The organism is Streptomyces sp. ISL-36, from assembly GCF_018614205.1.
In the GTDB taxonomy this organism is placed as follows: Bacteria; Actinomycetota; Actinomycetes; order Streptomycetales; family Streptomycetaceae; genus Streptomyces.
This window is the reverse complement of the sequence record NZ_JAGGOS010000066.1, coordinates 1-26,632: the sequence shown is the minus strand read 5'-3', so window position 1 is coordinate 26,632 and position 26,632 is coordinate 1. Positions and strand designations below refer to the sequence as shown.

Sequence of the window (26,632 nt, the reverse complement as noted above, 5' to 3'; positions counted from 1 at the left end):
AACCTCAGAGGTATCCACGCCATGACCCAGCCGCCTCCACCCCCGCCCAACCAGCCGCCCGGCCCGCCGCCGGGCGGTTTCGGCGCGCCCCAGGACCCCCCGCCGGGTGGGTTCGGCGCGCCGACGCCCCCGCCGCAGCAGCCGCCGGCCCAGCCGCCGTACGGCTACCCCCAGCAGCAGCCGGCGGACCAGCAGCCCTACGGCTACCCGCAGCAGCCGCCGACGCAGCCGCAGTACGGCTACCCCCAGCAGCCGCCGACGCAGCCGCAGTACGGCTACCCCCAGCAGCAGCCGCCGCAGTACGGCTACCCGACCCAGCCGCAGTACCCGCAGGCGTCCACGCCCCCGCCCTCCGGCGGCAAGAAGCTCTCGGCGCAGATGCAGATCGTCATCGCCGCCGTGGTCGCCGTCGTCCTGATCGTCGGCGCCGGCGTCTGGTACGCCGCCTCCGGCGGCGGTGAGGAGGAGGAGAACGCCAAGGGCAGCACCGGTTCGACCCAGGGCAAGGGCGGCACCGGCGGCAACGGACTCGGCGGCAACGGCAAGGAGAAGGTCCCGGCCGACACCCAGGCCAAGCTGACCTTCCAGCTTCCCGAGCCCAAGGTCCCCGACATCACCGACGTGGCCGGCTCCTGGATCACCGAGAAGGCGTACGTGAAGACGGGCGTCGACTCGATCGTCGGCTACGACCTCGACAAGGGCACCCCGTCCTGGACCCTGCCCCTGCCCGGCCAGGTCTGCGGCACCACGCGCCATGTCACCGCCGACCACAAGACGGCCATCCTCTTCGAGGCGACCAAGCGGGTCGGGCCGCGCTACTACCAGCCGTGCACCGAGGTCGGCGTCGTCGACCTGAACACCGGCAAGCTGGTCTGGTCCACGTCGGTGACCGGCGGCAACGCCGGTGACAGCAAGGCCCGGTTCAGCGAGGTCACCCTGAGCGGCACGACCGTCGCGGCGGGCGGCACCGACGGCGGGGCCGCCTTCGACCTGGCCAACGGCAACCCCCGCTGGAAGCCGCAGGCCAACGCCCAGGACTGCTACGACATGGGGTACGGCGGCGGCGAGGGCCTGGTCGCGGCGCGCAAGTGCGGGCCGTACGACAGCCAGTACGTCATCATCCAGAACCTCAACCCGCTGACCGGTGCGCCGATCTCCCAGTACAAGATGCCCGCGGGCGTGAAGTACGCCGCGATCGTCTCGACCAAGCCGCTGGTCGTCGCGGCCGATGTCGGCGAGACCGCCGGCGACGGCAGCGGCATCTCGGACTTCTTCTCCATCGACGAGAAGACCGGCAAGCTGAAGGTGAAGATCGCGGCGGACGCGGACCGTTACGCGGCCCGCTGCCGCTCCACCGAGGTGGAGACCTGCTCGAAGGTCGTCGTCGGCAACGGCCGGCTCTACCTGCCGACCGAGGAGCACGAGGGCTCCACCGGGGAGTACGGCGACGAGACCAACGAGATCGTCTCGTTCGACCTGGCCACCGGGAAGCCGACCCCCGAGAAGGCGGACGCGGGCGACCGCTACACGCTGATCCCGCTGCGGATGGACGGCGGCAACATCATCGCCTACAAGTCTCCGCCGTACGACAAGGGCGGCCAGATCGTCTCCCTCGACGGCGGCACCATGAAGTCGACGGTGCTGCTGGAGAACCCCTCGGACGAGGTGGTCCGCGACGCGGAGGGCAGCTTCTCCGAGGACTACAGCGAGATCCTCTACGCGAACGGCCGGATGTTCATCTCCGCGGTGATGATCAGCAAGCCGCGTGAGTCGTCCTCCACGGACGACAAGAAGTACCTGGCGCTCGCCTTCGGCACGCACTGACCCCCTTCCGTTCCCCTCCGGAACGGGACGCAGCCCGGCGCATCGATGCACATCGACGCGCCGGGCTGTTTGCATCTGCCCCGATCGGCGAAGAATTCGACAGTCCGGGGGGACAAACGTGTAGTTTGCCGGGTCATCGGAGTGGCTGGGGCCGGCGGACGGCTCCAGGGGGGACTAAGGGGTTGCTCGATGGGCGTGCGGCTGATGGTGGTCGACGACCACCGACTGCTCGCCGAGGCGCTCGCCTCGGCACTGAAACTGCGCGGGCACCGGGTGCTCGCGGCGACCGCCCCGGTGGCGGGGGCGGCGGAGCTGGTGGTCAGCCGGGCGCCGGAGGTGTGTCTGCTCGGTACGGCGGCCCCGGCCGAGCCGGGCGCCTTCGACCCGATCGTACGGATCAAGCGTGAGCGTCCGCAGGTGGCCGTGGTCGTGCTGGGCCCGGTGCCGTCGCCGCGGGGCATCGCGGCGGCCTTCGCGGCCGGGGCGTCGGGGTACGTACGGCACGACGAGCGCATCGAGGGGGTCGAGCGGGCGCTGGTCAAGGCGCGGGCGGGGGAGGCCGCGGTGGCGCCGCAGCTCCTTCAGGGGGCGTTCGCGGAGCTGCTGAACCCGGCGGCTCAGCCGGACGACGAGGGGCGGCGGCTGTTGCGGATGCTGACGCCGCGGGAGGTCGAGGTCCTCGTCCGGGTGGCGGAGGGGGAGGACACGCGGTTGATCGCGGCGGGGATGGCGATCGCGCCGAGCACGGCGCGGACGCATGTGCAGCGGGTGCTCATGAAGTTGGGCGTCGGGTCGCGTCTCGAGGCCGCCGCCCTGGCCGCGCGGACGGGCCTGCTGGATCACGCGCCGAGCCCGCGGGGGCCGCAGGGGTCCTGATCTCGGCTGAGGAGAACAGATGCCCGGGGCGGGGGTCCGGCCGTTCGGCGTTGACTCCGATGTTTGATTGTGGTTCCTTGTGCGTGGTTCTGTTTGGTTCCCCCGCTGAGGACACCCCGTGAAGAAGACCGTCACCACCCTCGCCGACGGGCGCGAGCTCATCTACTACGACGCGCGGGACGACGCCGTCCGAGACGCCGTCGACCCCCGGCCGCTGGACCCCGTCGCCTCCCGCTCCGAGATCCGGTACGACGAGCTCCTCGGGGACTCCGTCGCCATCGCCTCCCACCGCCAGGGGCGGACCTACCACCCGCCCGCCGACGAGTGCCCGCTCTGCCCCTCCCGCGACGGGCGGCAGAGCGAGATCCCCGCGGACGAGTACGACGTGGCCGTCTTCGAGAACCGCTTCCCCTCCCTCGCCGGGGAGTCCGGGCGGTGCGAGGTCGTCTGCTTCACCTCCGACCACGAGGCGTCCTTCGCCGACCTCACCCCCGAACGGGCCGCGCTCGTGCTCGACGCCTGGACCGACCGGACGGCCGAGCTCGCCGAGCGGCCCGGCGTGGAGCAGGTGTACTGCTTCGAGAACCGGGGCGCCGAGATCGGCGTCACCCTCGGCCACCCCCACGGCCAGATCTACGCGTTCCCCTTCACCACCCCCCGTACCGCCCTCATGCGGCGACAGGCGGCCGAACACCTCGCCCGCACCGGGCGGAACCTCTTCGACGACGTCGTCGCACGGGAGCGGGCCGACGCCGTGCGCGTGGTCCTGGAGAGCGAGCACTGGATCGCCTTCGTGCCCTACGCCGCGCACTGGCCGTACGAGGTCCACCTGTACCCCACCCGCCGGGTGCCCGACCTGCGGGTCCTCGACGACGCCGCCCGCACAGAGTTCCCACAGATCTATCTGGAACTCTTGAGGCGCTTCGACCGGCTCTTCGGGCCGGGGGAGCCGCCCACGCCGTACATCGCCGCCTGGCACCAGGCGCCGTTCACCGGCGAGGACCGGGAGGAGTTCGGGATGCATCTGGAGCTCTTCACCGTCCGCAGGGCGTCCGGCAAGCTGAAGTACCTCGCGGGCACCGAGTCCGGCATGGGCGCGTTCATGAACGACGTGCCGCCGGAGGCGGCGGCCGAGCGACTCCGAGAGGTGGCGAGCAAGTGAGCAGCGCTGTGACATCCAAGTACCTGGTGACCGGCGGGGCCGGCTATGTCGGCGGGGTGGTCGCCGCGCACCTGCTGGAGGCGGGCCACGAGGTCACCGTCCTCGACGACCTCTCCACCGGCTTCAAGGAGGGCGTCCCGGCCGGGGCCCGCTTCATCGAGGGCCGTATCCAGGACGCCGCGCGGTGGCTGGACGCCAGTTACGACGGCGTCCTGCACTTCGCTGCCTTCTCCCAGGTCGGCGAGTCCGTCGCCCAGCCGGAGAAGTACTGGGAGAACAACGTCGGCGGGACGATGGCGCTGCTCGCCGCCATGCGCGAGGCGGGCGTGCGCAGACTCGTCTTCTCCTCCACCGCCGCCACCTACGGCGAGCCCGCGTCCGTCCCCATCACCGAGTCCGCGCCGACCGCGCCGACGAGCCCGTACGGCTTCTCCAAGCTCGCCGTCGACGGAATGATCACCGGTGAGGCACGGGCCCACGGCCTGGCCGCGGTCTCCCTGCGCTACTTCAACGTGGCCGGCGCGTACGGCGCCTGCGGGGAGCGGCACGACCCGGAGTCGCACCTCATCCCGCTCGTCCTCCAGGTCGCCCTCGGCAGGCGCGAGGCGATCCACGTGTACGGCGACGACTACACGACCCCCGACGGCACCTGCGTCCGCGACTACATCCACGTCGCCGACCTCGCCGAGGCCCATCTGCTCGCCCTGGACGCCATGAACCCGGGCGAACACCTGATCTGCAACCTCGGCAACGGCAACGGCTTCTCGGTGCGCGAGGTCGTCGAGACCGTGCGCGCGGTCACCGGCCACCCGGTGCCCGAGGTGGTCGCCGCCCGCCGGCCCGGCGACCCGGCCGTGCTCGTCGCCTCGGCCGATGTCGCCCGCGGGCGGCTCGGCTGGAATCCGTCCCGCCCGGACCTGGCGGACATCGTGCGGGACGCGTGGGCGTTCGCGAGGCAGAGGGAGCAGGGACGCGCATGAGCGTGGCGGAGGAGTTCGAGGAGCTGTACGGGGCGGCGCCGGAGGGCGTCTGGGCCGCCCCCGGGCGGGTCAACCTGATCGGCGAGTACACCGACTTCAACGACGGTTTCGTGATGCCGCTGGCCCTGCCCCACACGGCGGTCGCGGCCGTCTCGCGCCGTACGGACGGTGTGCTGCGGGTCCACTCCGCCGATGTCGAGGGCGGCATCGTCCAGCTCGACGTCGAAGCGCTGGAACCGCTCTCCGGCGGCGGCTGGGCCGCCTACCCGGCCGGGGTCGTCTGGGCCCTGCGCGAGGCCGGCCACCCCGTCACCGGGGCGGACATCCACCTCGCCTCGACCGTCCCGACGGGGGCGGGGCTCTCGTCCTCCGCCGCCCTGGAGGTGGTCACCGCGCTGGCGCTGGACGAGCTGTTCGGCCTCGGGCTCGGCCGCCCCGAGATCGCCGTCCTCGCGCAGCGCGCGGAGAACGCCTTCGTCGGCGTGCCCTGCGGAGTGATGGACCAGATGGCGTCCGCGTGCGCGGTCGAGGGCCACGCGCTGTTCCTGGACACCCGTGATCTCTCGTACCGCCAGGTGCCGTTCGACCTCGCCGCACGGGGACTGCGGCTCCTGGTCGTGGACACCCGCGTCAAGCACGCGCTCGGGGACGGCGCGTACGCGGAGCGGCGCGCCGGATGTGAAGCGGGCGCGCGGGCGCTCGGTGTGCGGACCCTGCGTGAAGTGCCGTACGCGCACCTGCCCGATGCCCTCGCCCGCTTGAGCGAGGAAACGGTTCGCGCCTACGTCCGGCACGTCGTCTCCGACAACCGCAGGGTCGAGCGGACCATCGCACTCCTCGACTCCGGGGACGCCCACGCGGTCGGCCCGGTCCTCACCGAGGGCCATGTCTCGCTCCGGGACGATCTGCGGGTCTCCTGCGCCGAGCTGGACCTCGTCGTCGAGTCGGCGAACGCGGCCGGCGCGCTCGGGGCGCGGATGACGGGCGGCGGCTTCGGCGGCTCGGCGATCGTGCTCGTGGAGGAGGGGACGGCGGACGCCGTGACCGCCGCCGTCGAAAAGGCCTTCGCCGAGGCGGGGTTCAGCGCCCCCCGGGTCTTCCCCGCCGTTCCCTCCCCGGGGGCGCGACGGCTCTGAGACCAGTTCCGCGAATCGCCTACCGCGGGGCCGCCCCGCCCGTACCCTGAGGCACAGCGCCGGTGGGGGCCGGTGCTGATCAGGGGGCGAGACCAGTCGGGTACGGCGCCCGGAACGGGGTAACACTCACTGCACGGCGGCGGCCGTGCGGCCGACGGACCCCTTCCCGGCGCCGTATCCGCGCCGGTCCGCTCCTCGACACATGGGGGTGTCCGTGGTCCGTATCCGGGTCCTGGTGGTGGACGACCACCGGATCTTCGCCGAGTCGCTGGCCGCCGCCCTCGCGGCGGAGCCCGACGTCGACGTCTCCGCCGCGGGCAGCGGCCCGGCCGCGCTGCGCTGTCTGGACCGCGCCGCCGCCGAGGGCCGCCGGTACGACGTGATGCTGGTCGACGCCGACCTGGGCACCGGCACCGGTGCGGCCGCGTCGGTGCCGGTGGCCCGTGCCGCACCGGACCAGGGCGAGGGCGTGGTCGACGGCATCTCGCTGGTCGCCGGGGTCGGCGAGGCGCGGCCCGCCGTCCGCACGATCGTGCTCGCCGAGAAGGACGACCCGCACCGGGCCGCGCTCGCCCTCCAGGCCGGGGCCTCGGGGTGGGTGGCCAAGGACTGCTCGCTGCAGCGGCTGCTCGCCGTGATCCGTGGCGTCCTGCGGGACGAGACGCATCTGCCGCCCGCCCTGCTCACCGGCGTCCTGCGGGAGCTGACGGCGGCGCGCAAGCACCGCACCGAGAGCGAGCGGCTCGTGGAGTCGCTGACTCCGCGCGAGCGGGAGGTGCTGCGCTGCATGGTGGCGGGCCTGGGGCGCAAGGCGGTCGCGGAGCGGCTGTTCCTGTCCCCGCACACCGTCCGTACGCACATGCAGAACGTGCTCGGGAAGCTGGGCGTGCACTCCACGCTGGCCGCGGTGGCCCTGGCGCGACGAGCGGGCGTGGGACCCGCCGAGCTAGGGGGTGTCTCGTCGATCAGGCCGGATCAGGGAGCGGGGGCTGGTGCCGTGGATCGCAAGGCGGAGGAGGGAGACAACGCGGAGCGTTGGCGACCGACGACAACGCGGCGAGGCGCGGTGCCAGGGCACGCGAGCCCGGCCTGATCGACAAGACACCCCCTATCCGGGGATGTTGTCGAACGGGGCGGTCAGCTGGCGTAGCAGTCCGGCCAGTTCGCCCCGCTGGGTGCGGGAGAGCTGGGCGAGGATGGCGCGCTCCTGGGCGAGCAGCCCGGCGAGCGCCTGGTCGGCCCGGTCGCGGCCCTCGGGGGTGAGGCGGACCAGGACCCCGCGCCGGTCGCTGGGGTCGGGCAGCCGCTCGACCAGGCCCTTCTTGGTGAGCCGGTCGATCCGGTTGGTCATCGTGCCCGAGGTGACGAGCGTCTGGGTGAGGAGCTGGCCGGGGGAGAGCTGGTACGGGGCGCCGGCGCGGCGCAGCGACGTGAGGACGTCGAATTCCCAGGGCTCCAGCTGATGCTCGGCGAAGGCGAGCCGACGGGCGCGGTCGAGGTGCCGGGCGAGCCGCGAGACGCGGCTGAGCACCTCGAGCGGTTCCACGTCGAGGTCCGGGCGCTCTCGGCGCCATGCAGCGACCAGCCGGTCGACCTCGTCCTCCATGTCGATCAGTGTAGAGGGTCTGTTGACATAAAGTCTCTTGACGTCAAGATATATTCGGCTGGACTATGGGGAAGGACCGGGCCGGAACCTATTCCGCTTCGGTCGCTCGTTCCAGCAAGGGGGCTCGAACATGCATTCCGCACCATCTTCTGCTTCTGCATCCGCACCGACATGGGACCCGCAGCAGTACCTCCGCCACTCCGGCCACCGCACCCGCCCGTTCCTCGACCTGCTCGCCCGAATACCGCATCTGCCCACCGACCGCCCGCCCCGGATCGCCGACCTCGGCTGCGGTCCCGGCAATGTGACCGCCCTGCTCGCCGACCGCTGGCCCGATGCCCACATCACCGGCTTCGACCTCTCGCCCGACATGCTGGAACGGGCCGAGAAGGACTGGGCCGGCACCACCGCCGGGGGCGGCTGGCTCGACTTCCGGCCCGCCGACGCCGCCCACTGGACCCCCGAAGAGCCCTACGACCTGATCGTCTCCAACGCCGCCCTGCAGTGGGTCCCCAACCACCCCGAGTCCTTCGCCCCCTGGATCGACGGCCTCCGGCCCGGCGGAACCCTCGCCTTCCAGGTCCCCGGCAACTTCACCTCACCCAGCCACGCCCTGCTCGGCGAACTCTGCGACACCCCGCGATGGCACAGCCGCCTCGCCGGCGAGGGCCGCCGCTTCGTCCACGTCCTCGACCCCGCCGACTACCTCACCCGCCTGGTCGACCTCGGCTGCGAGACCGACGCCTGGGAGACCACCTACTCCCAGCTCCTGCCCGGCGAGGACCCGGTCCTCGACTGGGTCAAGGGCACGGCACTGCGCCCCGTACTGACCGCGCTGGAAGGGGACCAGGAGGCGACGGACGCCTTCCTCACCCAGTACCGCGACCTGCTGCGCGCGGCCTACCCCAGGGGGCCGCACGGCACGGTCTTCCCCTTCCGCCGCATCTTCGCCGTAGCGCGCAAGCCGGCATGACACGGGGGCGCCCCGCACCGGAAGTCCGGTGCGGGGCGCCCCCATTGCCGAGTCTCCCGGGACATGGCCCCGGGTCTCGCCTAGTACATGCCGTTGTAGATCTGGAAGCCGGTACCGATCCTGACCCGCGGCCCGAAGGCGCCGGTGCCGGTGCCGGTGCCGGTGCCGAGGTAGCGGTAGAGCTCGCCCGCCGAGTTCACGCCCAGCAGGTCGGCCTTGCCGTCGCTGTTGAGGTCGCCGGGGGCCACCACCTTGCCGTACGTGTTCCAGCCGCTGCCGATCTTCACCCGCGCACCGAACGGCGCCGGGGCGGAGCCGGTGCCGCGGTACAGGTACAGGTCTCCGGCGCTGTCGCGGGTCACGATGTCCGTACGGCCGTCACCGGAGAAGTCGCCCGCGCCGAGGATCCGGTTGTAGATCCCCCAGCCGGAGCCGACCTTGATCCGGGAGGCGAAGCCGTCGGCGAGACCGTTGCCGCGGTACAGGTACAGGTCACCGCCCGAGGTACGGGCCAGCAGGTCGCCCTTGCCGTCACCGGTCAGGTCGCCCGGGCCGACGAGCACGTTGTAGACACCCCAGCCGGCGCCGTAGTCGTGGCCGTACCAGTTGTACAGGCGGCCGTCGTAGACCTCGAGCATGGTGGGGAAGCCACCGGCGTCGAGGGAAGAGGCGAGGGAGATGTTCGCGCCCGCCCAGCCGCCGACGTCACCGACCTGGTCGCGCGCGGTGAGGTTGCCGTTGTTCATCGCCCCGTACCAGAAGAGCGTGCCGGCCCCGTCCCGGGCCATCAGGGAGTTCTTGCCGAAGCCCGCGATGCTGCCGGCGCCGCCGAACTGGTCGACGTGCAGGAAGTCGGCGGCCTCGCTGAGCTGCGTGCGGGGGCCGAGGCGACCGTCGCCCAGGCCGGTGTAGGCCCAGAGCGTGCCCGCCATGTCCCGCGCGAACAGCTCGGCCGCGCCGTCGCCGTTCACGTCGTCGATCGCGATGATCTGGTTGTAGATGCCCCAGCCGCTGCCGACCTGCTGGCGCGCCTTGAACGGCGCGGACGCGCTGCCGGTGCTGCCGTAGAAGTACAGCTTGCCGTCCGGGGTACGCCCGATGACGTCGCCCTTGCCGTCGCCGTCGTTGTCGCCGACGCCCACGATCTGGTCGTAGATGTTCCAGCCGCTTCCGACCTTCGCGCGCGGGCCGAAGGGCGCGGAGGTCGTCGAGCCGTTGGCGAGGTAGAGGTAGAGATCACCGTTGTGCTGGCGGCCGATCAGGTCCGCACGGCCGTCGCCGTCGACGTCACCCGGCGAGAAGACCTTGTTGTAGAGGGTCCAGCCGCCGCCCTGCCAGCGGTACGAGCCGTCGGTCGCGGTCGCGTCCGCGTACAGCCGCAGCGTGCCGTACGGGGAGAGGGTGAGAACCTCCGGCTGACCGTTGCCGTCCTGGTCGCCGATCGGGATCATGTCCAGCGCGAGGTCGTCGTTGGCGTCGCTGCCGTAGAACATTCCGCCCTCGGCGCCCGAGGACAGAGTGGTGTACGGGAGACCGTCCCACGCGCGGTAGATCAGGTCCCCCGCGCCGTCGCCGTCGACGTCGAAGCGGACCGGCGAGGTGCTGGTCGTCGCCGCGGCGCGGGCGGAGTCCGACCTCTCGACCTTCGACAGGTCGATCTTCGGCAGCTCGGTGACCGTACGGTCGGGCTGCTCGGCGACGGGCCGGTTGCCCGGCTCGTCGGCCGACGCGGGAGCCGCCAGCAGCATGCCGGCGGAGAGTACGAGAGCGGTGCAGGCCGCGATGCGGCGCGCGCGCTTGGAGTGCACGGAGCGCAAAAGGTCCCCCCCTGGGGATCAATGTCAACGGGAACCCGGACCGAGGTGATCGCGCTCGCCCCGCACGGCGTCACGCGCTCAGCGCGGACAGCGTCATACGGAGGGATCGAACACACGACCGGATGTTGACGGGAGTATACCCCCGGGGGGTGGCACCGGACCAGGGAATTGATCTCAGCTCTTGCGGTGCCCTATCAGGCGGGGCTTCTGCTCCAGACCGTCCAGGCCGTGCCACGCCAGATTCACCAGATGCGCCGCGACCTCGGCCTTCTTCGGCTTGCGGACGTCCAGCCACCACTGGCCCGTCAGCGCCACGCTCCCCACCAGCGCCTGCGCGTACAGCGGCGCCAGCTTCGGGTCGAAGCCCCGGGCCTTGAACTCCAGACCCAGGATGTCCTCCACCTGCGTGGCGATGTCGCTGATCAAGGAGGCGAACGTGCCGGTCGACTGGGCCACCGGCGAGTCGCGGACCAGGATCCGGAAACCGTCCGTGTAGTTCTCGATGTAGTCGAGCAGCGCGAAGGCCGCCTGCTCAAGCAGCTCACGCGGATGCCCGGCGGTCAGCGCACCCGTCACCCCGTCCAGCAGCTGGCGCATCTCCCGGTCGACCACGACCGCGTACAGCCCCTCCTTACCGCCGAAGTGCTCGTACACCACCGGCTTGGAGACCCCGGCCTTCGCCGCGATCTCCTCCACCGACGTGCCCTCGAAGCCCTTCGCGGCGAAGAGCGTTCGGCCGATGTCCAGCAGCTGCTCCCGGCGCTCCGCGCCCGTCATCCGCACCCGACGGCCGCGCCGGGGCTTGTTCTCGCTGCTGCTGGTACTGCCGTCGATCGCCACGTCATCCATCATGCCGCGTTCGCGGCCTTGTCCTGGCGGCGGGCATCGATCCTGGACCGGCTCGGCCAGCGCACGTCGTACGCCCACCCCAGCTGCTCGAACCAGCGGATCAGCCGCGCGCTGGAGTCGACCTGGCCGCGCATCACCCCGTGCCGCGCCGACGTCGGATCCGCGTGGTGCAGGTTGTGCCACGACTCGCCGCACGACAGCACGGCCAGCCACCACACGTTGCCCGAACGGTCACGGGACTTGAACGGCCGCTTGCCGACCGCGTGGCAGATCGAGTTGATCGACCACGTGACGTGGTGCAGCAGCGCGACCCGTACCAGCGAACCCCAGAAGAACGCGGTGAACGCGCCCCACCAGGACATCGTCACCAGACCGCCGACCAACGGCGGGATCGCCAGGGACAGCATCGTCCAGAAGATGAACTGACGGGAGATCGCACGGATCGCCGGATCCTTGATCAGATCGGGCGCGTACTTGTGCTGCGGCGTCCGCTCCTCGTCGAACATCCAGCCGATGTGCGCCCACCACAGGCCCTTCATCAGCGCCGGCACCGTCTCCCCGAACCGCCACGGCGAGTGCGGGTCACCCTCCGCGTCGGAGAACTTGTGGTGCTTGCGGTGGTCCGCCACCCAGCGCACCAGCGGACCCTCCACTGCGAGCGACCCCATGATCGCCAGCGCGATCCGCAGCGGACGCTTCGCCTTGAAGGAACCATGCGTGAAGTAGCGGTGGAAGCCGATCGTGATGCCGTGGCAGCCGATGTAGTACATCGCCACCAGCAGACCCAGATCGAGCCAGCTCACGCCGCCCCAGCTCCAGGCCAGCGGCACCGCCGCGAGCAGGGCCAGGAAGGGCACCGTGATGAACAGCAGCAGCGTGATCTGCTCGATCGAACGCTTCCTGTCCCCGCCGAGCGTGGCGAAGGGCAGATCCGGATCGGTGTCGCGCACCTCGGAGTCCGAGGTCACCTGGTGGCTTGTGGTCATGGGTCTCCCCGGAGTGAAGGGATGAAAGGGAGCGGAAACGGAGTAAAAGGAAGCGTGGCTACGGTTCCGTAACCTACGGCGACGTAAGTATGGCAGTGCGGTGGCGCGCGGCAAGAGGGCACAAGAGGGGTACGAGCGGCGCCGCCGGAACGGGCACCTATCCTGGGTGCGTCGGACAGCGCGGTCCGCAAGCCTCCAGTAACCCCTCCAGACGTGCTCAAACACTGCAAGGAGCCGCACCTGTGAGCAGTGCCGACCAGACCCCCACCGCCAGCGCCGAGCTGCGTTCCGACATCCGCCGACTGGGCGATCTTCTGGGCGAGACCCTCGTCCGCCAGGAAGGCCACGAGCTCCTCGACCTCGTCGAGAAGGTCCGCAGCCTCACCCGCGAGGACGGCGAGGCCGCCGCCGAGCTGCTCGGCGAGACCGACCTGGAGACCGCCGCCAAGCTGGTACGCGCCTTCTCCACGTACTTCCACCTGGCGAACGTCACCGAGCAGGTGCACCGCGGCCGCGAGATGCGCGAGAAGCGAGCCGCCGAGGGCGGCCTCCTCGCCCGCACCGCCGACATGCTCAAGGACGGCGACCCCGAGCACGTCCGCGCCACCGTGAAGAACCTCAACGTACGACCCGTCTTCACCGCGCACCCCACCGAGGCCGCCCGCCGCTCCGTGCTCAACAAGCTGCGCCGGATCGCCGCCCTCCTGGAAACCCCCGTCATCGAGGCCGACCGGCGCCGCCACGACCTGCGACTCGCCGAGAACATCGACCTCATCTGGCAGACCGACGAACTCCGCGTCGTCCGCCCCGAGCCCGCCGACGAGGCCCGCAACGCCATCTACTACCTCGACGAGCTGCACGCCGGCGCCGTCGGCGACGTCCTCGAAGACCTCGCCGCCGAGCTGGAGCGGGTCGGCGTCGAGCTCCCCGCAGGCACCCGCCCGCTGACCTTCGGCACCTGGATCGGCGGCGACCGCGACGGCAACCCCAACGTCACCCCCGCCGTGACCTGGGACGTCCTCATCCTCCAGCACGAGCACGGCATCAACGACGCCCTCGACCTCATCGACGAGCTGCGCGGCTTCCTCTCCAACTCCATCCGCTACGCCGGCGCCACCGAGGAACTGCTCACCTCGCTCCAGAACGACCTGGAGCGCCTCCCGGAGATCAGCCCCCGCTACAAGCGCCTCAACGCCGAGGAGCCGTACCGCCTCAAGGCCACCTGCATCCGCCAGAAGCTCGTCAACACCCGAGAGCGCCTCGCCAAGGGCACCCCGCACCAGGACGGCCGCGACTACCTCGGCACCACCGAGCTCGTCCAGGACCTCGCCCTGATCCAGACCTCCCTGCGCGAGCACCGCGGCGCTCTCTTCGCCGACGGACGGATGGACCGCACCATCCGCACCCTGTCCGCGTTCGGCCTCCAGCTCGCCACCATGGACGTCCGCGAACACGCCGACGCCCACCACCACGCACTGGGCCAGCTCTTCGACCGGCTCGGCGAGGAGTCCTGGCGGTACGCCGACATGCCGCGCGACTACCGGCAGAAGCTCCTCGCCAAGGAGCTCCGCTCCCGCCGCCCCCTCGCGCCCACCCCCGCCCCGCTCGACGCGGCCGGCGAGAAGACCCTCGGCGTCTTCCACACGATCAAGGAAGCCTTCGAGCGGTTCGGCCCCGAGGTCATCGAGTCGTACATCATCTCCATGTGCCAGGGCGCCGACGACGTCTTCGCCGCCGCCGTCCTCGCCCGCGAAGCCGGCCTCATCGACCTGCACGGCGGCTGGGCCAAGATCGGCATCGTGCCGCTCCTGGAGACCACCGACGAGCTCAAGGCCGCCGACGTCATCCTCGACGGCATGCTCGCCGACCCCTCCTACCGCCGCCTCGTCTCCCTGCGCGGCGACGTCCAGGAGGTCATGCTCGGCTACTCCGACTCCTCCAAGTTCGGCGGCATCACCACCTCCCAGTGGGAGATCCACCGCGCCCAGCGCAGGCTGCGCGACGTCGCCCACCGCTACGGCGTACGCCTCCGCCTCTTCCACGGCCGCGGCGGCACCGTCGGCCGCGGCGGCGGCCCCTCGCACGACGCGATCCTCGCCCAGCCCTGGGGAACCCTGGAGGGCGAGATCAAGGTGACCGAGCAGGGCGAGGTCATCTCCGACAAGTACCTCATCCCGTCCCTCGCCCGCGAGAACCTCGAACTGACCGTCGCCGCCACCCTGCAGGCCTCCGCCCTGCACACCGCGCCCCGCCAGTCCGACGAGGCCCTCGCCCGCTGGGACGCGGCCATGGACACCGTCTCCGACGCCGCCCACACCGCGTACCGCAGGCTCGTCGAGGACCCGGACCTGCCCGCCTACTTCTTCGCCGCCACCCCCGTCGACCAGCTGGCCGACCTGCACCTCGGCTCCCGTCCCTCCCGCCGCCCGGACTCCGGCGCGGGCCTCGACGGACTGCGCGCCATCCCCTGGGTGTTCGGCTGGACCCAGTCCCGCCAGATCGTCCCCGGCTGGTTCGGCGTCGGCTCCGGCCTCAAGGCACTGCGCGAGGGAGGCCCGCAGCTGGAAGGGGACACCGTCCTCGGCGAGATGTACGAACACTGGCACTTCTTCCGCAACTTCCTCGCCAACGTCGAGATGACGCTCGCCAAGACCGACCTGCGGATCGCCCGCCACTACGTCGACACACTCGTGCCGGACGAGCTGAAGCACGTCTTCGAGACCATCGAGGCCGAACACGCGCTGACGGTCGCCGAAGTCCTGAAGGTGACGGGCGGTCAGCGACTGCTCGACTCCAACCCGGTGCTCCAGCAGACCTTCGCCATCCGCGACGCCTACCTGGACCCGATCTCCTACCTCCAGGTCGCCCTCCTCGCCCGCCAGCGCGCGGCGGCCGAGCGCGGCGAGGAGCCGGACCCGCTGCTCGCCCGGGCGCTGCTGCTCACGGTCAACGGCGTCGCCGCGGGCCTGCGCAACACCGGCTGACCCCTCACCGCACACGACAGTGCCCCCGTCGGAATCCAACGATTCCGACGGGGGCACCGTCCGTTCACCGAGCTCAGTGCTGCTGCGCCTTACGACGGCGCATCACCAGGAACGCACCCGCACCCGCGAGGGCGACGGCGACGGCGGCCATGGCCCCGACAGGGGCGCTGGAACCGGTCTCCGCCAGGTCACCCGTGGCGCTGCTCCCGGAGGCGCTCGGCGCAGGCTGGCCGGCGGCGGCGGAGTCCGTCGCGGACGGCGTCGCACCCGGGGTCTCGGACGAGCCCGGGGTACCGGGCGTCTCACCGGGCTTGGTGGTCTCCGTGCCCGGCTTCGTCGTCTCCGTGCCCGGCTGGGTGGTCTCGGTACCGGGCTCGGTCTCGCAGTCGACCCAGAAGGTCTTGTGCTTGGCCTTGCCGTTCTCGCCGTCGAAGTTCCAGTACAGCTTGTAGTGCCCGTCGGCAAGCGACAGATCGGCCGTACGCTCGTGACCCGAGCCGTCGAGGGTCAGCGAACCCTCGATGCCCTTGAGGTCCGCGGTCGGGGCGTGCCCCTCGATGTGCCAGGTGACCTGCTGGGCGCCGTCGAACTTGAAGCCGTCCAGGTAGAACGTGCAGACGTGGGGCTCGTTCTTGTGCAGCTCCTCGCCGGTCTTGGCGTCATGGATCTTCACATTGCCGTTGTCGCCGTTGTTGTTCGGCTTGTTCGAGGCCGACGCGGCGGGAGCCAGCAGCAGAGAAGCGGCCGTCACGGCAGTGACGACGGTGCCGGCGGAAATCAGGGAACGTCGCATATGGGCTGTCCAACTGAGAGTTGAGGGATGCCGTGGGAGGTGGCGGCGGCCAGACTATCCGCAGCTTTAAGCCACCCTTAACCCGAGGGCGATAACAATCCGGAACCCGACGTTCAGTAAGCGCGTTCACAGCGCGAAGAACGCCCCCAGCAACAACGCCCCACCCAGCCCCGCCAACGACCACGCCGTCCGCGTCATCCGCAGCCCGCCCCCCACCACCGGCGCCGCGAGCAACAGCGCCCCACCCAGCGGCAACCACGCGTGCAGGCCACCACCCCACCCCGTCCGCACCGCCTCGGACGTGCCCGGCTTCACCACCACCGGCAGCACCTGGCCCCTGCCCGCCGCCACCGAGTGGTCGATCGTCAGAGTGTGGTGCGGCGAAGGCGGCCCGTCCGGTACATAACGCCCGCTGCACGTCTTCTCGTTGCAGCCGGTCACCGTCAACGTGCCGTGCTCCCGCCCCTGAGGAAGCAGGACGTGCTGCGCCGTCCCCCAGGACGACCACCCGCCCGCGACCAGGAGCAGCAGGGCGACCAGAGCCATGGCGGCGTTACGGGCATGCGTCATGACCCGCGATCGTACAGTCGTACCCCTCCGCCGCGCGGATGTCGTACCCCTCCGCCGCGCGGATCAGGAGTTGTACGCCGACTGCGCGCGCTCCAGACCCTCCGCCACCAGGCACTCCACCGAGTCCGCCGCCCGGTCCACGAAGTAGTCCAACTCCTTGCGCTCCGTCGAGGAGAAATCCTTCAGAACGAAGTCCGCCACCTGCATCCGCCCCGGCGGACGACCGATGCCGAACCGCACCCGGTGATAGTCCGGCCCCATCGCCTTCGTCATCGACTTCAGACCGTTGTGGCCGTTGTCCCCGCCACCGATCTTCAGCCGCAGCACGCCGTAGTCGATGTCCAACTCGTCATGGACCGCCACCACACGCGCCGTCGGCACCTTGTAGAAATCCCGCAGCGCCGTCACCGGGCCACCCGAAAGATTCATGTACGACATCGGCTTCGCGAGGATCACCCGACGGTTGGCAGGACCGGGAGGACCCATACGGCCCTCGACCACCTGCGCCTGCGCCTTCTGCGCCCGCTTGAACTTTCCGCCGATACGGTCCGCCAGCAGGTCCACGACCATGAAACCCACATTGTGGCGGTTGGCCGCGTACTCGGGGCCCGGATTGCCGAGACCGACGATCAGCCAGGGGGCGTTCGCGTCGTCCGTCATGTGCGTCACGTCTCCTCGTGTGCGTACAGAAGAAACGGGGTGGCGGGCCGCTGCGGCCCGTCACCCCGTCACGTCAGGCAGAGCCTACGGCTCAGGCCTCGGCGCCCGCGGACTCACCCTCGGCCTCCGCGGCCGGCTCCTCGGCCTGCGCGGACAGGATCTGGATCACGACGGCCTCGGGGTCCGTCACCAGGGTCGTGCCGTTCGGCAGCGCGATGTCCTTGGCGTGGATCGAGTCACCGGCCTCCAGGCCCGCGATGGACACGGTCACGGAGGTCGGGATGTGGGTGGCCTCGGTCTCGACGGAGAGCGTGTTCAGCACGTTCTCGACCAGGAAGCTGCCCGGGGCCAGCTCACCCTCGGTCTCGACGACGACCTCGACGGTGACCTTCTCGCCACGACGGACGAGGAGCAGGTCGACGTGCTCCAGGAAGCCCTTCAGCGGGTCACGCTGCACGGCCTTCGGGATCGCCAGCTCGGTCTTGCCGTCGATCTCCAGGGACAGCAGGACGTTCGGGGTACGCAGGGCGAGCAGCAGCTCGTGGCCCGGCAGGGTGACGTGGACCGGGTCGGCACCGTGACCGTACACAACGCCGGGAACCTTGCTGGCACGACGGATACGGCGGGCAGCGCCCTTGCCGAACTCGGTGCGGATCTCGGTGGCGAGCTTGACCTCGGACATATGCACTCCTCGTAAGCAGAAAAACGGACAGTGTCGGCTACCCGGCCACGACTGGCCTGCTACGAAGAGCGCGTCGATAACGGACCGCCGCACCTCACCGGTACGGCCTCCCTCGCCGAGCAACTACGGCAGTCTACTCGCCACCCCCCGACCCGCCCAATTGGATCACCGCGACAAGACAAGAGGGCCGCCTCCCCGACGGGAAACGGCCCTCCACGCACACGAACCGCGTGCCTACTGCTCCTCGAAGAGGCTCGTCACCGAACCGTCCTCGAACACCTCACGCACGGCACGGGCGATCGTCGGAGCGATCGACAGAACCGTGATCTTGTCGAGCTCCAGCGAGCTCGGGTCCGGCAGCGTGTCCGTGAACACGAACTCACTGACCTTCGAATTCTTCAGACGGTCCGCGGCCGGCCCCGACAGGATGCCGTGCGTGGCCGTCACGATGACGTCCTCGGCGCCGTGCGCGAACAGCGCGTCGGCGGCGGCACAGATCGTGCCACCCGTGTCGATCATGTCGTCGACCAGGACACAGACCCGGCCCTTCACGTCACCGACGACCTCGTGCACGGTCACCTGGTTGGCGACGTCCTTGTCACGGCGCTTGTGGACGATCGCCAGCGGCGCGTCCAGACGGTCGCACCAGCGGTCCGCCACCCGCACCCGGCCGGCGTCCGGCGAGACGATCGTCAGCTTGTTGCGATCGACCTTCGCACCCACGTAGTCCGCGAGCACCGGCAGCGCGGACAGATGATCCACCGGACCATCGAAGAAGCCCTGGATCTGGTCCGTGTGCAGGTCCACCGTGAGGATGCGGTCGGCACCCGCCGTCTTCAGCAGATCCGCGATCAGACGGGCCGAGATCGGCTCACGACCACGGTGCTTCTTGTCCTGACGGGCATAGCCGTACGACGGGATGATCACGGTGATGCTACGGGCCGAAGCCCGCTTCAGAGCATCGAGCATGATCAACTGCTCCATGATCCACTTGTTGATCGGAGCCGTGTGGCTCTGGATCAGGAAGCAGTCCGCGCCCCGCGCCGACTCCTGGAAACGGACGTAGATCTCACCGTTCGCGAAGTCGAAAGCCTTCGTCGGCACGAGGCCGACACCCAGCTGGTGCGCGACCTCCTCGGCCAGCTCGGGGTGGGCGCGGCCGGAGAAGAGCATCAGCTTCTTCTCGCCGGTCGTCTTGATCCCGGTCACAGCACTGTCTCCTCAGACGTGTTCCCTGGCCGCGGTCAACGAGCCTTCGTGCGCGCGTGCGAGCCAGCCGAATTTGTGTGCACGTATCACGGTACGCCGAGTTCGACGTACCCGTTTCCGGTCAGCTTTCGCCGGCCGACTCCTCAGTGGCCACCTGAGCAGCCTGCGCGGCGGCGCTCCCCGGCCGCTTCCGGGCCACCCAACCCTCGATATTCCGCTGCTGGCCCCGGGCGACGGCGAGCGAACCGGCCGGTACGTCCTTGGTGATGACCGACCCGGCGGCCGTGTACGCGCCGTCCCCGATCGTGATGGGTGCCACAAACATGTTGTCCGAACCGGTCCGGCAGTGGGACCCGATCGTCGTGTGGTGCTTCGCCTCACCGTCGTAGTTCACGAAGACGCTCGCGGCACCGATGTTCGTGTACTCGCCGATCGTGGCGTCACCCACATAGGAGAGGTGCGGCACCTTCGTGCCCTCGCCGATCGTCGCGTTCTTCATCTCCACATACGTCCCCGCCTTGGCCTTCAGCCCCAGCGTGGTGCCCGGACGCAGGTACGCGTACGGACCCACGGAGGCGCTCTCGCCGATCACGGCGGAGTCGGCCACGGTGTTGTCCACCCGGGCACCCTTGCCGACCGTGGTGTCCTTCAGGCGCGTGTTCGGGCCCACCTCGGCGTCCTCGCCGATGTGGGTCGAGCCGAGCAGCTGCGTACCCGGGTGGATCACCGCGTCCGGCTCGAACGTCACCGTCACGTCGACCAGGACCGACGACGGGTCGACGACCGTGACACCGGCCGTCATCGCCCGCTCCAGGAGCCGCCGGTTGAGCAGGGCACGGGCCTCGGCGAGCTGGACCCGGTTGTTGATGCCGAGGATCTCCCGGTGATCACCCGCGACCGAGGCGCCGACCCGGTGACCGGCCTCACGGAGGATCGACAGCACGTCGGTGAGGTACTCCTCGCCCTGGCTGTTGTCCGTCCGCACCTTGCCGAGCGCGTCGGCGAGCAGCTGCCCGTCGAAGGCGAACACGCCGGAGTTGATCTCCATGATCGCGCGCTGCTCGTCGGAGGCGTCCTTGTGCTCGACGATCGCGGTGACGGCGCCGGTGGCGGCGTCCCGCACGATCCGGCCGTAGCCGGTCGAGTCCGGCACCTCGGCGGTCAGCACGGTGACGGCGTTGCCGTCGGCCGCGTGCGTGGCGGCCAGGGCGCGCAGGGTCTCGCCGGAGAGCAGCGGCGTGTCGCCGCAGACCACGACCACCGTGCCGTCGGGGGTTCGACCGAGCTCCTCGAGGCCCATGCGGACGGCGTGACCGGTGCCGTTCTGCTCGTACTGCACGGCGGTGCGGGTGCCGGCGTAGTGCGTGTCGAGATGGGCCGTGACCTGCTCGCGGGCGTGCCCGACGACCACGACGAGGTGCTCGGGCTCCAGCTCGCGCGCGGCGGACACGACGTGTCCGACGAGCGAGCGCCCGGCGATTTCGTGCAGGACCTTGGGGGTCTTCGACTTCATGCGGGTGCCCTCACCCGCTGCGAGGACGACGACGGCTGCCGGGCGGTTGGCGCTCACGGGAATGCCCTTCGGCTTCGGGTGGTGGACATCCGCAGGATACCGGGGGGTTTCGGGGCGGAAACGAGTGCGGGTCCTGACCAGGGAGGTCAGGACCCGCACCGAATGGCTCCCAGGGAAGGAATCGAACCCTCATTCAATGGACCAAAACCATTTGTCCTGCCATTAGACGACCTGGGATGGTCTGCCCGTTATGTCCGATTCTTTCGATCGGCCGAGCGGGCAGCCCCTACTATGCCGCACCACCAGCCTTCGACGCGACGGTAGAGCTCCGCGCTCTGGCGAACTTGGATCACCAGGCAGCCCCGGTACTCCTCCTTGGTGTTCTGCCTGTTGGTTTTCGGGTTGTGCTTTTTGAGCGAGGTCTTGTTGAAGGAGGCGGTGTCCCTGCCGACGATCTCGGCCCAGAACCGCTCAGCGGCGCCGACGTCGGCGGTTTCGTGGATGTGAACGTAGAAGCGCAACCGCTCGTCCTCGACTCCGAGGAGCCGGAGCCAGTCCAGGAAGAGCTTGATCATGTCCGGGTCGCTGTTGATGAAGGTGATGCGCTCCTGCCGTCGATACGGCTTGGATTTCGTGCCCTCGGCCCAGTAGGGGGCGACGCCCAGGAGGAACAGCTCGCGGTCGGTCATGGTGCCGATCTCGCCGGCGGCCTCCTGCTTGGTCCGCTGCCGCGCCTCCTCGCGGCGCTGGAGCGTGACCTCCCATCCCTTGCGGGCGATCGCCGAGGCCTCCTCGCGGGTACGCGTCCGCTCCGGCTTCGGCAGATCTCGTACCCACAGGGAGATCGAGCTCTTCGAGCAGCCCAGCTCCAGCTGGATCCGGTCGTAGGTCATGCCCTTCAGGCGCAGCTCTCGGGCCCGGGCCCGGAGGGCGTCCTTCGCGTTCGGGCGCTTCGTCCAGTCCGGGGGTGGTTCTCCCTTCACGAGGCGGTTCAGGATGTCGTTGTTGTTGATCTTCAGTCGGTCGCGGATCTGGCGCAGGCTGAGGCCCTCGCGGCGTAATGCGATGGCCTGTTCGCGCAGGTTCTCGAAGTCCCCGTACCGGGTGGTGGCGGATGTCATGAGGGGAGCTTCGTCCGGAATGCGGGCGTCCGGGTCGAAAATCTGGGCGATTCAACAGTTCGAGGGACGGGTGTGCGCACGCGGTTGACGCGGGTGCTCCGTGGTGTCCCGGTCACCCGAAAATCGGTCGCGGGCGCCCGTAGTCTGGGAGCCATGACCACAACGGGGGCGCATCAGGACGCGGCGGGCACGCCCGCGCGTAGCTGGTGGTGGTGGGGAAGACGGCGCAGTGCGGTGCTCGATGGCGGGCTGGCCGTGCTGTCGGCGCTGGAGTGCGGTCTCGAAGGGGTCGGTTTCGCCGGCCATGCGTCGCTGCCCGTGCCTGTGGGGGTGTTGTTCGGGCTGCTGGTGGGGGCGGTGCTGCTCGTGCGGCGACGGTGGCCGATCACGGTCGTCCTCGTCTCGATCGCCGTGACGCCCGCCGAGATGGGCTACCTGATGGGGATCGTCGGGCTCTATTCGCTCGCCGCCTCGGAGGTGCCCCGCCGGATCACCGCCGCGCTCGCGGGCATGTCGACGGTGGCGGTGTTCATCGTGACGGTGGTGCGGCTGCGGCAGGACGTCGCCCAGGCCGATGTCGACCAGCAGGATTTCGATCCCAGCGGCTGGTACGTGCCGGTCGTCTCGCTCTTCATGACGCTGGGGCTCAATGCGCCTCCGGTCCTCTTCGGCCTGTACATAGGGGCGCGGCGCAGGCTCATGGAGAGTCTGCGTGAGCGCGCGGACAGTCTGGAGCAGGAGTTGTCGCTGCTTGCGGACCGGGCCGAGCAGCGGGCGCAGTGGGCGCGGCAGGAGGAGCGGACGCGGATCGCCCGGGAGATGCACGACGTGGTGGCGCACCGGGTGTCGTTGATGGTGGTGCATGCGGCGGCGTTGCAGGCGGTGGCGTTGAAGGATCCGCAGAAGGCGGTGAGGAACGCGGCGCTGGTCGGTGACATGGGGCGGCAGGCGTTGACCGAGTTGCGTCAGATGTTGGGTGTGCTGCGGGAGGAGGTCGGTCCTGCTCCGGCGGTGGTGCCGTTGGCGGCGGTGGGTCTCGCGGCGGCGGCGGCCGCGGAGGCGGCGTTCGAGGACGGGCCGTGTCTCGGTGCTGTGGAGGAGTTGGTCGAGCAGTCCCGGCAGGCCGGGATGGTGGTCGAGCTGACGGTTCTCGGTGAGGCGCGGGCGTATGCGGCGGAGGTGGAGCAGACGGCCTACCGGGTGGTTCAGGAGGCGCTGACCAATGTGCACAAGCATGCGGCCGGCGCGAAGGTGGTCGTCCGGCTCGCGCACCGGGAGGCGGAGGTGGCCATGCAGGTCGAGAACGGCCCGTCGGACGCGGCGGCCACCGATGCCCATCTGCCGAGCGGTGGTAACGGTCTGGTGGGTATGCGGGAGCGGGTGACCCGGTTGGGTGGTGTGTTCGTGTCGGGGCCGACGGACGCGGGTGGGTTCCGGGTGTCGGCGGTGCTGCCGGTGGGGGAGCGGGCGGCGTAGGACCGGACGGGGCGGGTGGTGGTCCGGCGCCGGCCGGAGCGGGTGGGCGGGCTCAGCCGGTGACGAGTCGCGTCGGTTGTGTTCCCGTGATGAGGGTCGACAGGGCGCCGTCGATGTCCTGGCCGAGGAACCAGTCGCCCGTGTGGTCGAGGCTGTAGACCCGTCCCTCCGTGTCGATCGCGAGGACCGCCCGGTGCTCGCCCTCCTCCCCGAGCGGGGAGATCTCGGTGTCGAGCGCGCGCCCGAGGTCGGCGAGTGTGCGGGCGAGGTGCAGGCCGGCGAGCGGGTCGAAGCGGAGGGTCGCCGGGGCGATGTGCCGGCCGGCGCCGGGCGCTGTGACGTGCAGGCCGCCGAACTCCGCCCAGGCCTCGACGGCGGCCGGGAAGACGCTGTGTCGGTGGCCGCCGGGGGAGACGTGGGCGCGGAGCGTGTCGGCCCACTGCTCGGCGAGTTTGATGTCCCAGCGGCCCGGTTGCCACCCTGCCTCGCGGAGGGCGGCGTCGACGTTGACGGGGAAGCGGGTGGTGCTCAGGTGGTCGGGCATGGAGGTGCGGTCAGCCGTTCTCGACAGTCGAGGTGGGGTCGACGGTGCGGACACCGAAGTGGGCGAGCATCGCTGTGCAGGAGCGGCAGGGTGCCGCGTAGCTGCCGTGCAGGGGGTCCCCGTCCTCGCGGATGCGGCGCGCGGTCAGCTTGGAGTGCTTGAGCGAGCGGCGTGCCTCGCCGTGGGTGAGCGGCTTGCGCTGGGCGCGCTTGGAGCGCCCGGCGTCGGTGGCGGTCAGATGGCGGGAGAGCAGGATCGCCTCGGGGCAGCGGCCGGTGAAGCGCTCGCGTTGGCCGCTGGTGAGGGTGTCCAGGAAGTCCTGGACGAGGGGGTGCAGTGCCGGGGGCTGGTCGCCGCGGCCCGCGGTGCAGGTGAGTGTCTCGCCGCGTACGGAGAGTGCGGCGCCGACGGTGGGGAGGATGCCGTCGCGGCGGAAGCGCAGTAATGGGGCGCGGCTGGGCTCGGTGCTGCTCCAGTTGAGGCGTGGGTCACCCTGCGTGGGCGTCGGTGCTGCGTACATGGTGCGTGTCTTCCCCTCCTGCAATCCCCCGAGTTGCGGGAACAGACTGCCAAATGGGACGCCTCATGTGGAAGCGGGGTCGCTGAAACGTGCCATGGGTGTGTCGGAACTATCGCCGGTGTGTCATCCGCTCGTGACAGTTGGTCACGGTCGGTGGTTGCGGCGGTATCGGGCCGGGTGGCGGGCTTGTGGCAGCGCATAGGCTGTGCGGAATCAGCCAGCAGCCAGCGCAGGGGGCAACCGCCATGACGACAGGTCGGCTCGGGCTGGGGGTACCTCCCGGCCCCCAGGGCCGGGGGAATGCCGCGCCACCGAACGCGGCTTACGCCGGGCAGGTCGTGCATTTCCCGGACCCGGTCCGGGCCTCCCGGCATCCCAGAGGGGTGCGGGTGGACGAGCAGGGCTACCCGGACTTCTCGCCGTACGCCCGGGCGGCGGCGGAGATCGCCGATCCGCCCGAGGGCTTCGGTGTCGACGAGCTGCGGCTGACGGACTATGTCTCGGCGAACGCGGCGCTGGCCGCGACCGGCCATGAGCTGTGGGACACGATTCCGGCGGTGGCGACTCCGCACGGCTGGACCTGGCACCACGTGGCGGGCGGTCGGCGGATGGAGCTCGTGCCGGTCGAGGTGAAGGCGCTGCTGCGTCATCACGGTGGGGTCGCGACCGCGGCGGTCGATCAGTCCAAGCGTGGCACGCGGCCGTTGCAGGAGACGCGGCCGGTCCACTTCGGGCTGCCCAAGGGGCTGGTGTCGGTCAGCGAGCAGCAGCTGCTCGGGGTGGAGGAGGATCTCGGTTATCGCCTGCCGGGTGCCTACCGCTCCTTCCTGAAGGCGGCGGGCGGCTGTGCGCCGGTCGGTGCGGCGCTCGACGCGGAGCTGGGGCTGCTGGTGGACCAGCCGTTCTTCACGGTCCGCGAGGAGGCGGGGGTCAACGATCTCGTCTACGTCAACAAGTGTCTGCGCGACCATCTGACCAAGGATTACCTGGGTGTCGCCTTTGTGCAGGGCGGGATCCTCGCGGTGAAGGTGAAGGGCGAGCGGGTCGGGTCGGTGTGGTTCTGCGCGTACGACGACGCGCGGGATGTCAGCGAGACGGCCGGGTGGAGTGTGGCGGAGCGCGTGGAGCGGTTGCTGCTGCCGTGCGGTGAGGATTTCGACGTGTTCCTGCAGCGGCTCGCCGGCAATCCGCCGGAGCTGGAGACGGTGGCGAACCTGATGGTGGACGGCGGCTTCGCGCGCGCTGTGCCCGTGGTCCCGGTGGCCTCGGGCGTTCCGGGTGCTCCGGGTGCTCCGGGCGTTGCGGTGGGGGAGTGAACTGGCTGTGGTGACGTTCGCGCAGGCGCAGGAGCGCGCCGAGGAATGGATCAACGGTGATGTGCCCGGATACCAGCACCGTGAGGTGCGGGTCCGGGAGTTCGAGCTGGGCTTCGTCGTGTGGGCGGAGGACCGCGAGGAGGGGCCGAGGTCCGACGGCGGCCGGCAGCGGTTGGTGATCGCGCGGGACAGCGGTGAGGCGACGCTGTGGCCGGGACTGCCGGTGGGTGAGGTGATCCGGCGGTACGAGGAGGAGTACGGGGTCTCGGACGCGGCTCCGGCGGCGGCACCGGCACCGCCGGAGCGGGTCGATCTGAACGCGACGTCGTTCCTGCTGAGCCCGCCGGAGTGGCTGCAGGACGCGGCGGACAAGTTGGGTCTGCCGCCGAAGGGCCCGAACGCCTCGCAGGCGGGCGGGAGTTCCTCGGCGCCGGAGGCGGTCGGCTACGAGCCGACGGCGTCGGACGGTGTGCCGGCGGAGGCCCCTGCCCGCAGCCCGTGGGCGGACGCGAACGCGAGCTCGGGTGGGGCCGAGGGGTCCGTGCCGCTGCCGGCGACGGTCTTCGCGCCGCCGCTCTCGGGCGCGGACGACGAGGACACGCCGCTCCCGTTGGTGGGAGCGGACGCCCCGACGGCCCTGATGTCGGGCGGCAGCGCGCTTCCGCCGACGGCGGTGGCCCCGAGGCTCGACCCGAACGCGCCGCCGCCGCCGGGCGCGGAGGCCCCGGCCGCTGCGGGGTCTTCGGCCCCTGGTGTTCCGGGTGTCCCGAGCGCTCCGAGCGCTCCGGGTGCTCCGGGTGCGGGGCCCGGCGGCTCCGGTGCCGGCAGTGCTCCGGGTACGGGTGCGGGTGCGGGTACGGGCGGCGGGTCCGGTCCGGTGTCCTTCGGTGGTTCCTCCGGGGCGCCGTCGACACCGGGTGCTCCCGGCGCCCCGTCGGTTCCCGGTGCCCCGTCGGTTCCCGGTGCCCCGTCGGCTCCCGGCGTCCCGTCGGTTCCCGGCGCCCCGTCGGCTCCCGGCGTCCCGTCGGTTCCCGG

Annotated in this window: 23 protein-coding genes, 1 tRNA gene and 1 pseudogene; 11 read left to right on the top strand and 14 right to left on the bottom strand. The window is 70.7% G+C overall.

Translation table 11 applies throughout. The annotated features are described in order from the left end of the window. The first annotated feature begins 21 nt into the window (after positions 1–21). The 6 genes from J7E93_RS17910 (at position 22) to J7E93_RS17885 (ending at position 7,071) form a co-directional block, all read left to right on the top strand. Positions 22–1,824 (top strand): PQQ-binding-like beta-propeller repeat protein, encoded by a 1,803-nt coding sequence (locus J7E93_RS17910; protein ID WP_215070590.1) that lies wholly within the window; start codon positions 22–24, stop codon positions 1,822–1,824. Between the two features lie 189 nt (positions 1,825–2,013). Continuing rightward, positions 2,014–2,700, top strand: a complete 687-nt coding sequence (locus J7E93_RS17905) for a LuxR C-terminal-related transcriptional regulator (RefSeq protein WP_215070588.1) — start codon at positions 2,014–2,016, stop codon at positions 2,698–2,700. 118 nt (positions 2,701–2,818) lie between these two features. Then, entirely contained in the window at positions 2,819–3,862 is a 1,044-nt protein-coding gene (gene galT / locus J7E93_RS17900) for a galactose-1-phosphate uridylyltransferase (RefSeq protein WP_215070586.1), read from the top strand. Further along, a complete protein-coding gene (gene galE, locus J7E93_RS17895) occupies positions 3,859–4,842 on the top strand; it encodes a UDP-glucose 4-epimerase GalE (protein WP_308368704.1) in 984 nt (327 codons plus the stop codon). The genes galT and galE overlap by 4 nt, the downstream gene beginning before the upstream one ends. Next, on the top strand, positions 4,839–5,978 hold the full coding sequence (galK, locus tag J7E93_RS17890; protein ID WP_215070585.1) for a galactokinase: 1,140 nt from the start codon (positions 4,839–4,841) through the stop codon (positions 5,976–5,978). Before galE ends, galK begins: the two co-directional genes overlap by 4 nt. A gap of 202 nt (positions 5,979–6,180) precedes the next feature. Continuing rightward, positions 6,181–7,071 carry a response regulator transcription factor gene (locus tag J7E93_RS17885; protein ID WP_251066700.1) on the top strand — a complete coding sequence of 297 codons (891 nt, stop codon included), beginning with the start codon at positions 6,181–6,183 and terminating at the stop codon, positions 7,069–7,071. A 15-nt stretch (positions 7,072–7,086) separates the two neighbouring features. Here the strand turns inward: J7E93_RS17885 and J7E93_RS17880 are convergent, their stop codons facing one another. After that, positions 7,087–7,584 carry a MarR family winged helix-turn-helix transcriptional regulator gene (locus J7E93_RS17880; protein ID WP_215070583.1) on the bottom strand — a complete coding sequence of 166 codons (498 nt, stop codon included), beginning with the start codon at positions 7,582–7,584 and terminating at the stop codon, positions 7,087–7,089. Positions 7,585–7,714: 130 nt separating this feature from the next. Between J7E93_RS17880 and J7E93_RS17875 the strand changes: the two genes are divergently transcribed. Next, positions 7,715–8,557, top strand: coding sequence for a trans-aconitate 2-methyltransferase (locus J7E93_RS17875; RefSeq protein ID WP_215070581.1), 843 nt, complete (start codon positions 7,715–7,717; stop codon positions 8,555–8,557). Between the two features lie 80 nt (positions 8,558–8,637). On the opposite strand, the gene J7E93_RS17870 is transcribed toward J7E93_RS17875, so the two are convergent. The 3 genes from J7E93_RS17870 to J7E93_RS17860 all read right to left on the bottom strand — a co-directional run bounded on the left by J7E93_RS17870 (position 8,638) and on the right by J7E93_RS17860 (position 12,209). Next, a complete protein-coding gene (locus J7E93_RS17870) occupies positions 8,638–10,365 on the bottom strand; it encodes a VCBS repeat-containing protein (RefSeq protein WP_308368703.1) in 1,728 nt (575 codons plus the stop codon). A 183-nt stretch (positions 10,366–10,548) separates the two neighbouring features. After that, positions 10,549–11,226 carry a TetR/AcrR family transcriptional regulator gene (locus J7E93_RS17865; protein WP_215070579.1) on the bottom strand — a complete coding sequence of 226 codons (678 nt, stop codon included), beginning with the start codon at positions 11,224–11,226 and terminating at the stop codon, positions 10,549–10,551. Then, a complete protein-coding gene (locus J7E93_RS17860) occupies positions 11,223–12,209 on the bottom strand; it encodes a fatty acid desaturase (protein ID WP_215070577.1) in 987 nt (328 codons plus the stop codon). The genes J7E93_RS17865 and J7E93_RS17860 overlap by 4 nt, the downstream gene beginning before the upstream one ends. Before the next feature lie 242 nt (positions 12,210–12,451). Here J7E93_RS17860 and ppc point away from each other — a divergent pair, with 242 nt between their 5' ends. Further along, complete coding sequence (gene ppc / locus J7E93_RS17855; protein WP_215070575.1) at positions 12,452–15,193, top strand: phosphoenolpyruvate carboxylase; 2,742 nt, start codon at positions 12,452–12,454, stop codon at positions 15,191–15,193. A gap of 73 nt (positions 15,194–15,266) precedes the next feature. Here ppc and J7E93_RS17850 read toward each other — a convergent pair whose 3' ends face one another. From J7E93_RS17850 to J7E93_RS17815, 8 genes are all read right to left on the bottom strand, one after another. Beyond that, positions 15,267–15,986, bottom strand: a complete 720-nt coding sequence (locus tag J7E93_RS17850) for an LPXTG cell wall anchor domain-containing protein (protein WP_215070573.1) — start codon at positions 15,984–15,986, stop codon at positions 15,267–15,269. 126 nt (positions 15,987–16,112) lie between these two features. After that, positions 16,113–16,556, bottom strand: coding sequence for a hypothetical protein (locus J7E93_RS17845; RefSeq protein WP_215070571.1), 444 nt, complete (start codon positions 16,554–16,556; stop codon positions 16,113–16,115). Between the two features lie 63 nt (positions 16,557–16,619). After that, positions 16,620–17,216: an aminoacyl-tRNA hydrolase gene (pth, locus tag J7E93_RS17840; RefSeq protein ID WP_215070570.1), complete on the bottom strand. Its 597-nt coding sequence runs from the start codon at positions 17,214–17,216 to the stop codon at positions 16,620–16,622. A 91-nt stretch (positions 17,217–17,307) separates the two neighbouring features. Beyond that, positions 17,308–17,898 carry a 50S ribosomal protein L25/general stress protein Ctc gene (locus J7E93_RS17835; protein WP_215070562.1) on the bottom strand — a complete coding sequence of 197 codons (591 nt, stop codon included), beginning with the start codon at positions 17,896–17,898 and terminating at the stop codon, positions 17,308–17,310. Between the two features lie 234 nt (positions 17,899–18,132). Beyond that, the gene (locus J7E93_RS17830) at positions 18,133–19,107 is read right to left on the bottom strand and encodes a ribose-phosphate diphosphokinase (RefSeq protein ID WP_215070560.1); all 975 of its coding nucleotides are present in this window, start codon (positions 19,105–19,107) and stop codon (positions 18,133–18,135) included. Positions 19,108–19,228: 121 nt separating this feature from the next. After that, on the bottom strand, positions 19,229–20,677 hold the full coding sequence (gene glmU, locus J7E93_RS17825; protein WP_215070558.1) for a bifunctional UDP-N-acetylglucosamine diphosphorylase/glucosamine-1-phosphate N-acetyltransferase GlmU: 1,449 nt from the start codon (positions 20,675–20,677) through the stop codon (positions 19,229–19,231). Positions 20,678–20,783: 106 nt separating this feature from the next. After that, positions 20,784–20,857: transfer RNA gene (locus J7E93_RS17820), tRNA-Gln, on the bottom strand. An 11-nt stretch (positions 20,858–20,868) separates the two neighbouring features. Next, entirely contained in the window at positions 20,869–21,741 is an 873-nt protein-coding gene (locus J7E93_RS17815) for a hypothetical protein (protein WP_215070556.1), read from the bottom strand. A gap of 153 nt (positions 21,742–21,894) precedes the next feature. Between J7E93_RS17815 and J7E93_RS17810 the strand changes: the two genes are divergently transcribed. Next, positions 21,895–23,217: a sensor histidine kinase gene (locus tag J7E93_RS17810; RefSeq protein ID WP_215070554.1), complete on the top strand. Its 1,323-nt coding sequence runs from the start codon at positions 21,895–21,897 to the stop codon at positions 23,215–23,217. Between the two features lie 52 nt (positions 23,218–23,269). Here the strand turns inward: J7E93_RS17810 and J7E93_RS17805 are convergent, their stop codons facing one another. Together J7E93_RS17805 and J7E93_RS17800 are read right to left on the bottom strand one after the other, a co-directional pair. Next, complete coding sequence (locus J7E93_RS17805; RefSeq protein ID WP_215070552.1) at positions 23,270–23,761, bottom strand: SUKH-3 domain-containing protein; 492 nt, start codon at positions 23,759–23,761, stop codon at positions 23,270–23,272. A 10-nt stretch (positions 23,762–23,771) separates the two neighbouring features. Beyond that, positions 23,772–24,281, bottom strand: coding sequence for a YwqJ-related putative deaminase (locus tag J7E93_RS17800; protein WP_158987998.1), 510 nt, complete (start codon positions 24,279–24,281; stop codon positions 23,772–23,774). Between the two features lie 245 nt (positions 24,282–24,526). Here J7E93_RS17800 and J7E93_RS17795 point away from each other — a divergent pair, with 245 nt between their 5' ends. Both J7E93_RS17795 and J7E93_RS17790 read left to right on the top strand, forming a co-directional pair. After that, a complete protein-coding gene (locus J7E93_RS17795) occupies positions 24,527–25,597 on the top strand; it encodes an SMI1/KNR4 family protein (protein ID WP_215070602.1) in 1,071 nt (356 codons plus the stop codon). A gap of 7 nt (positions 25,598–25,604) precedes the next feature. Next, a pseudogene (locus J7E93_RS17790) lies at positions 25,605–26,632 on the top strand (hypothetical protein); the annotation flags it as partial.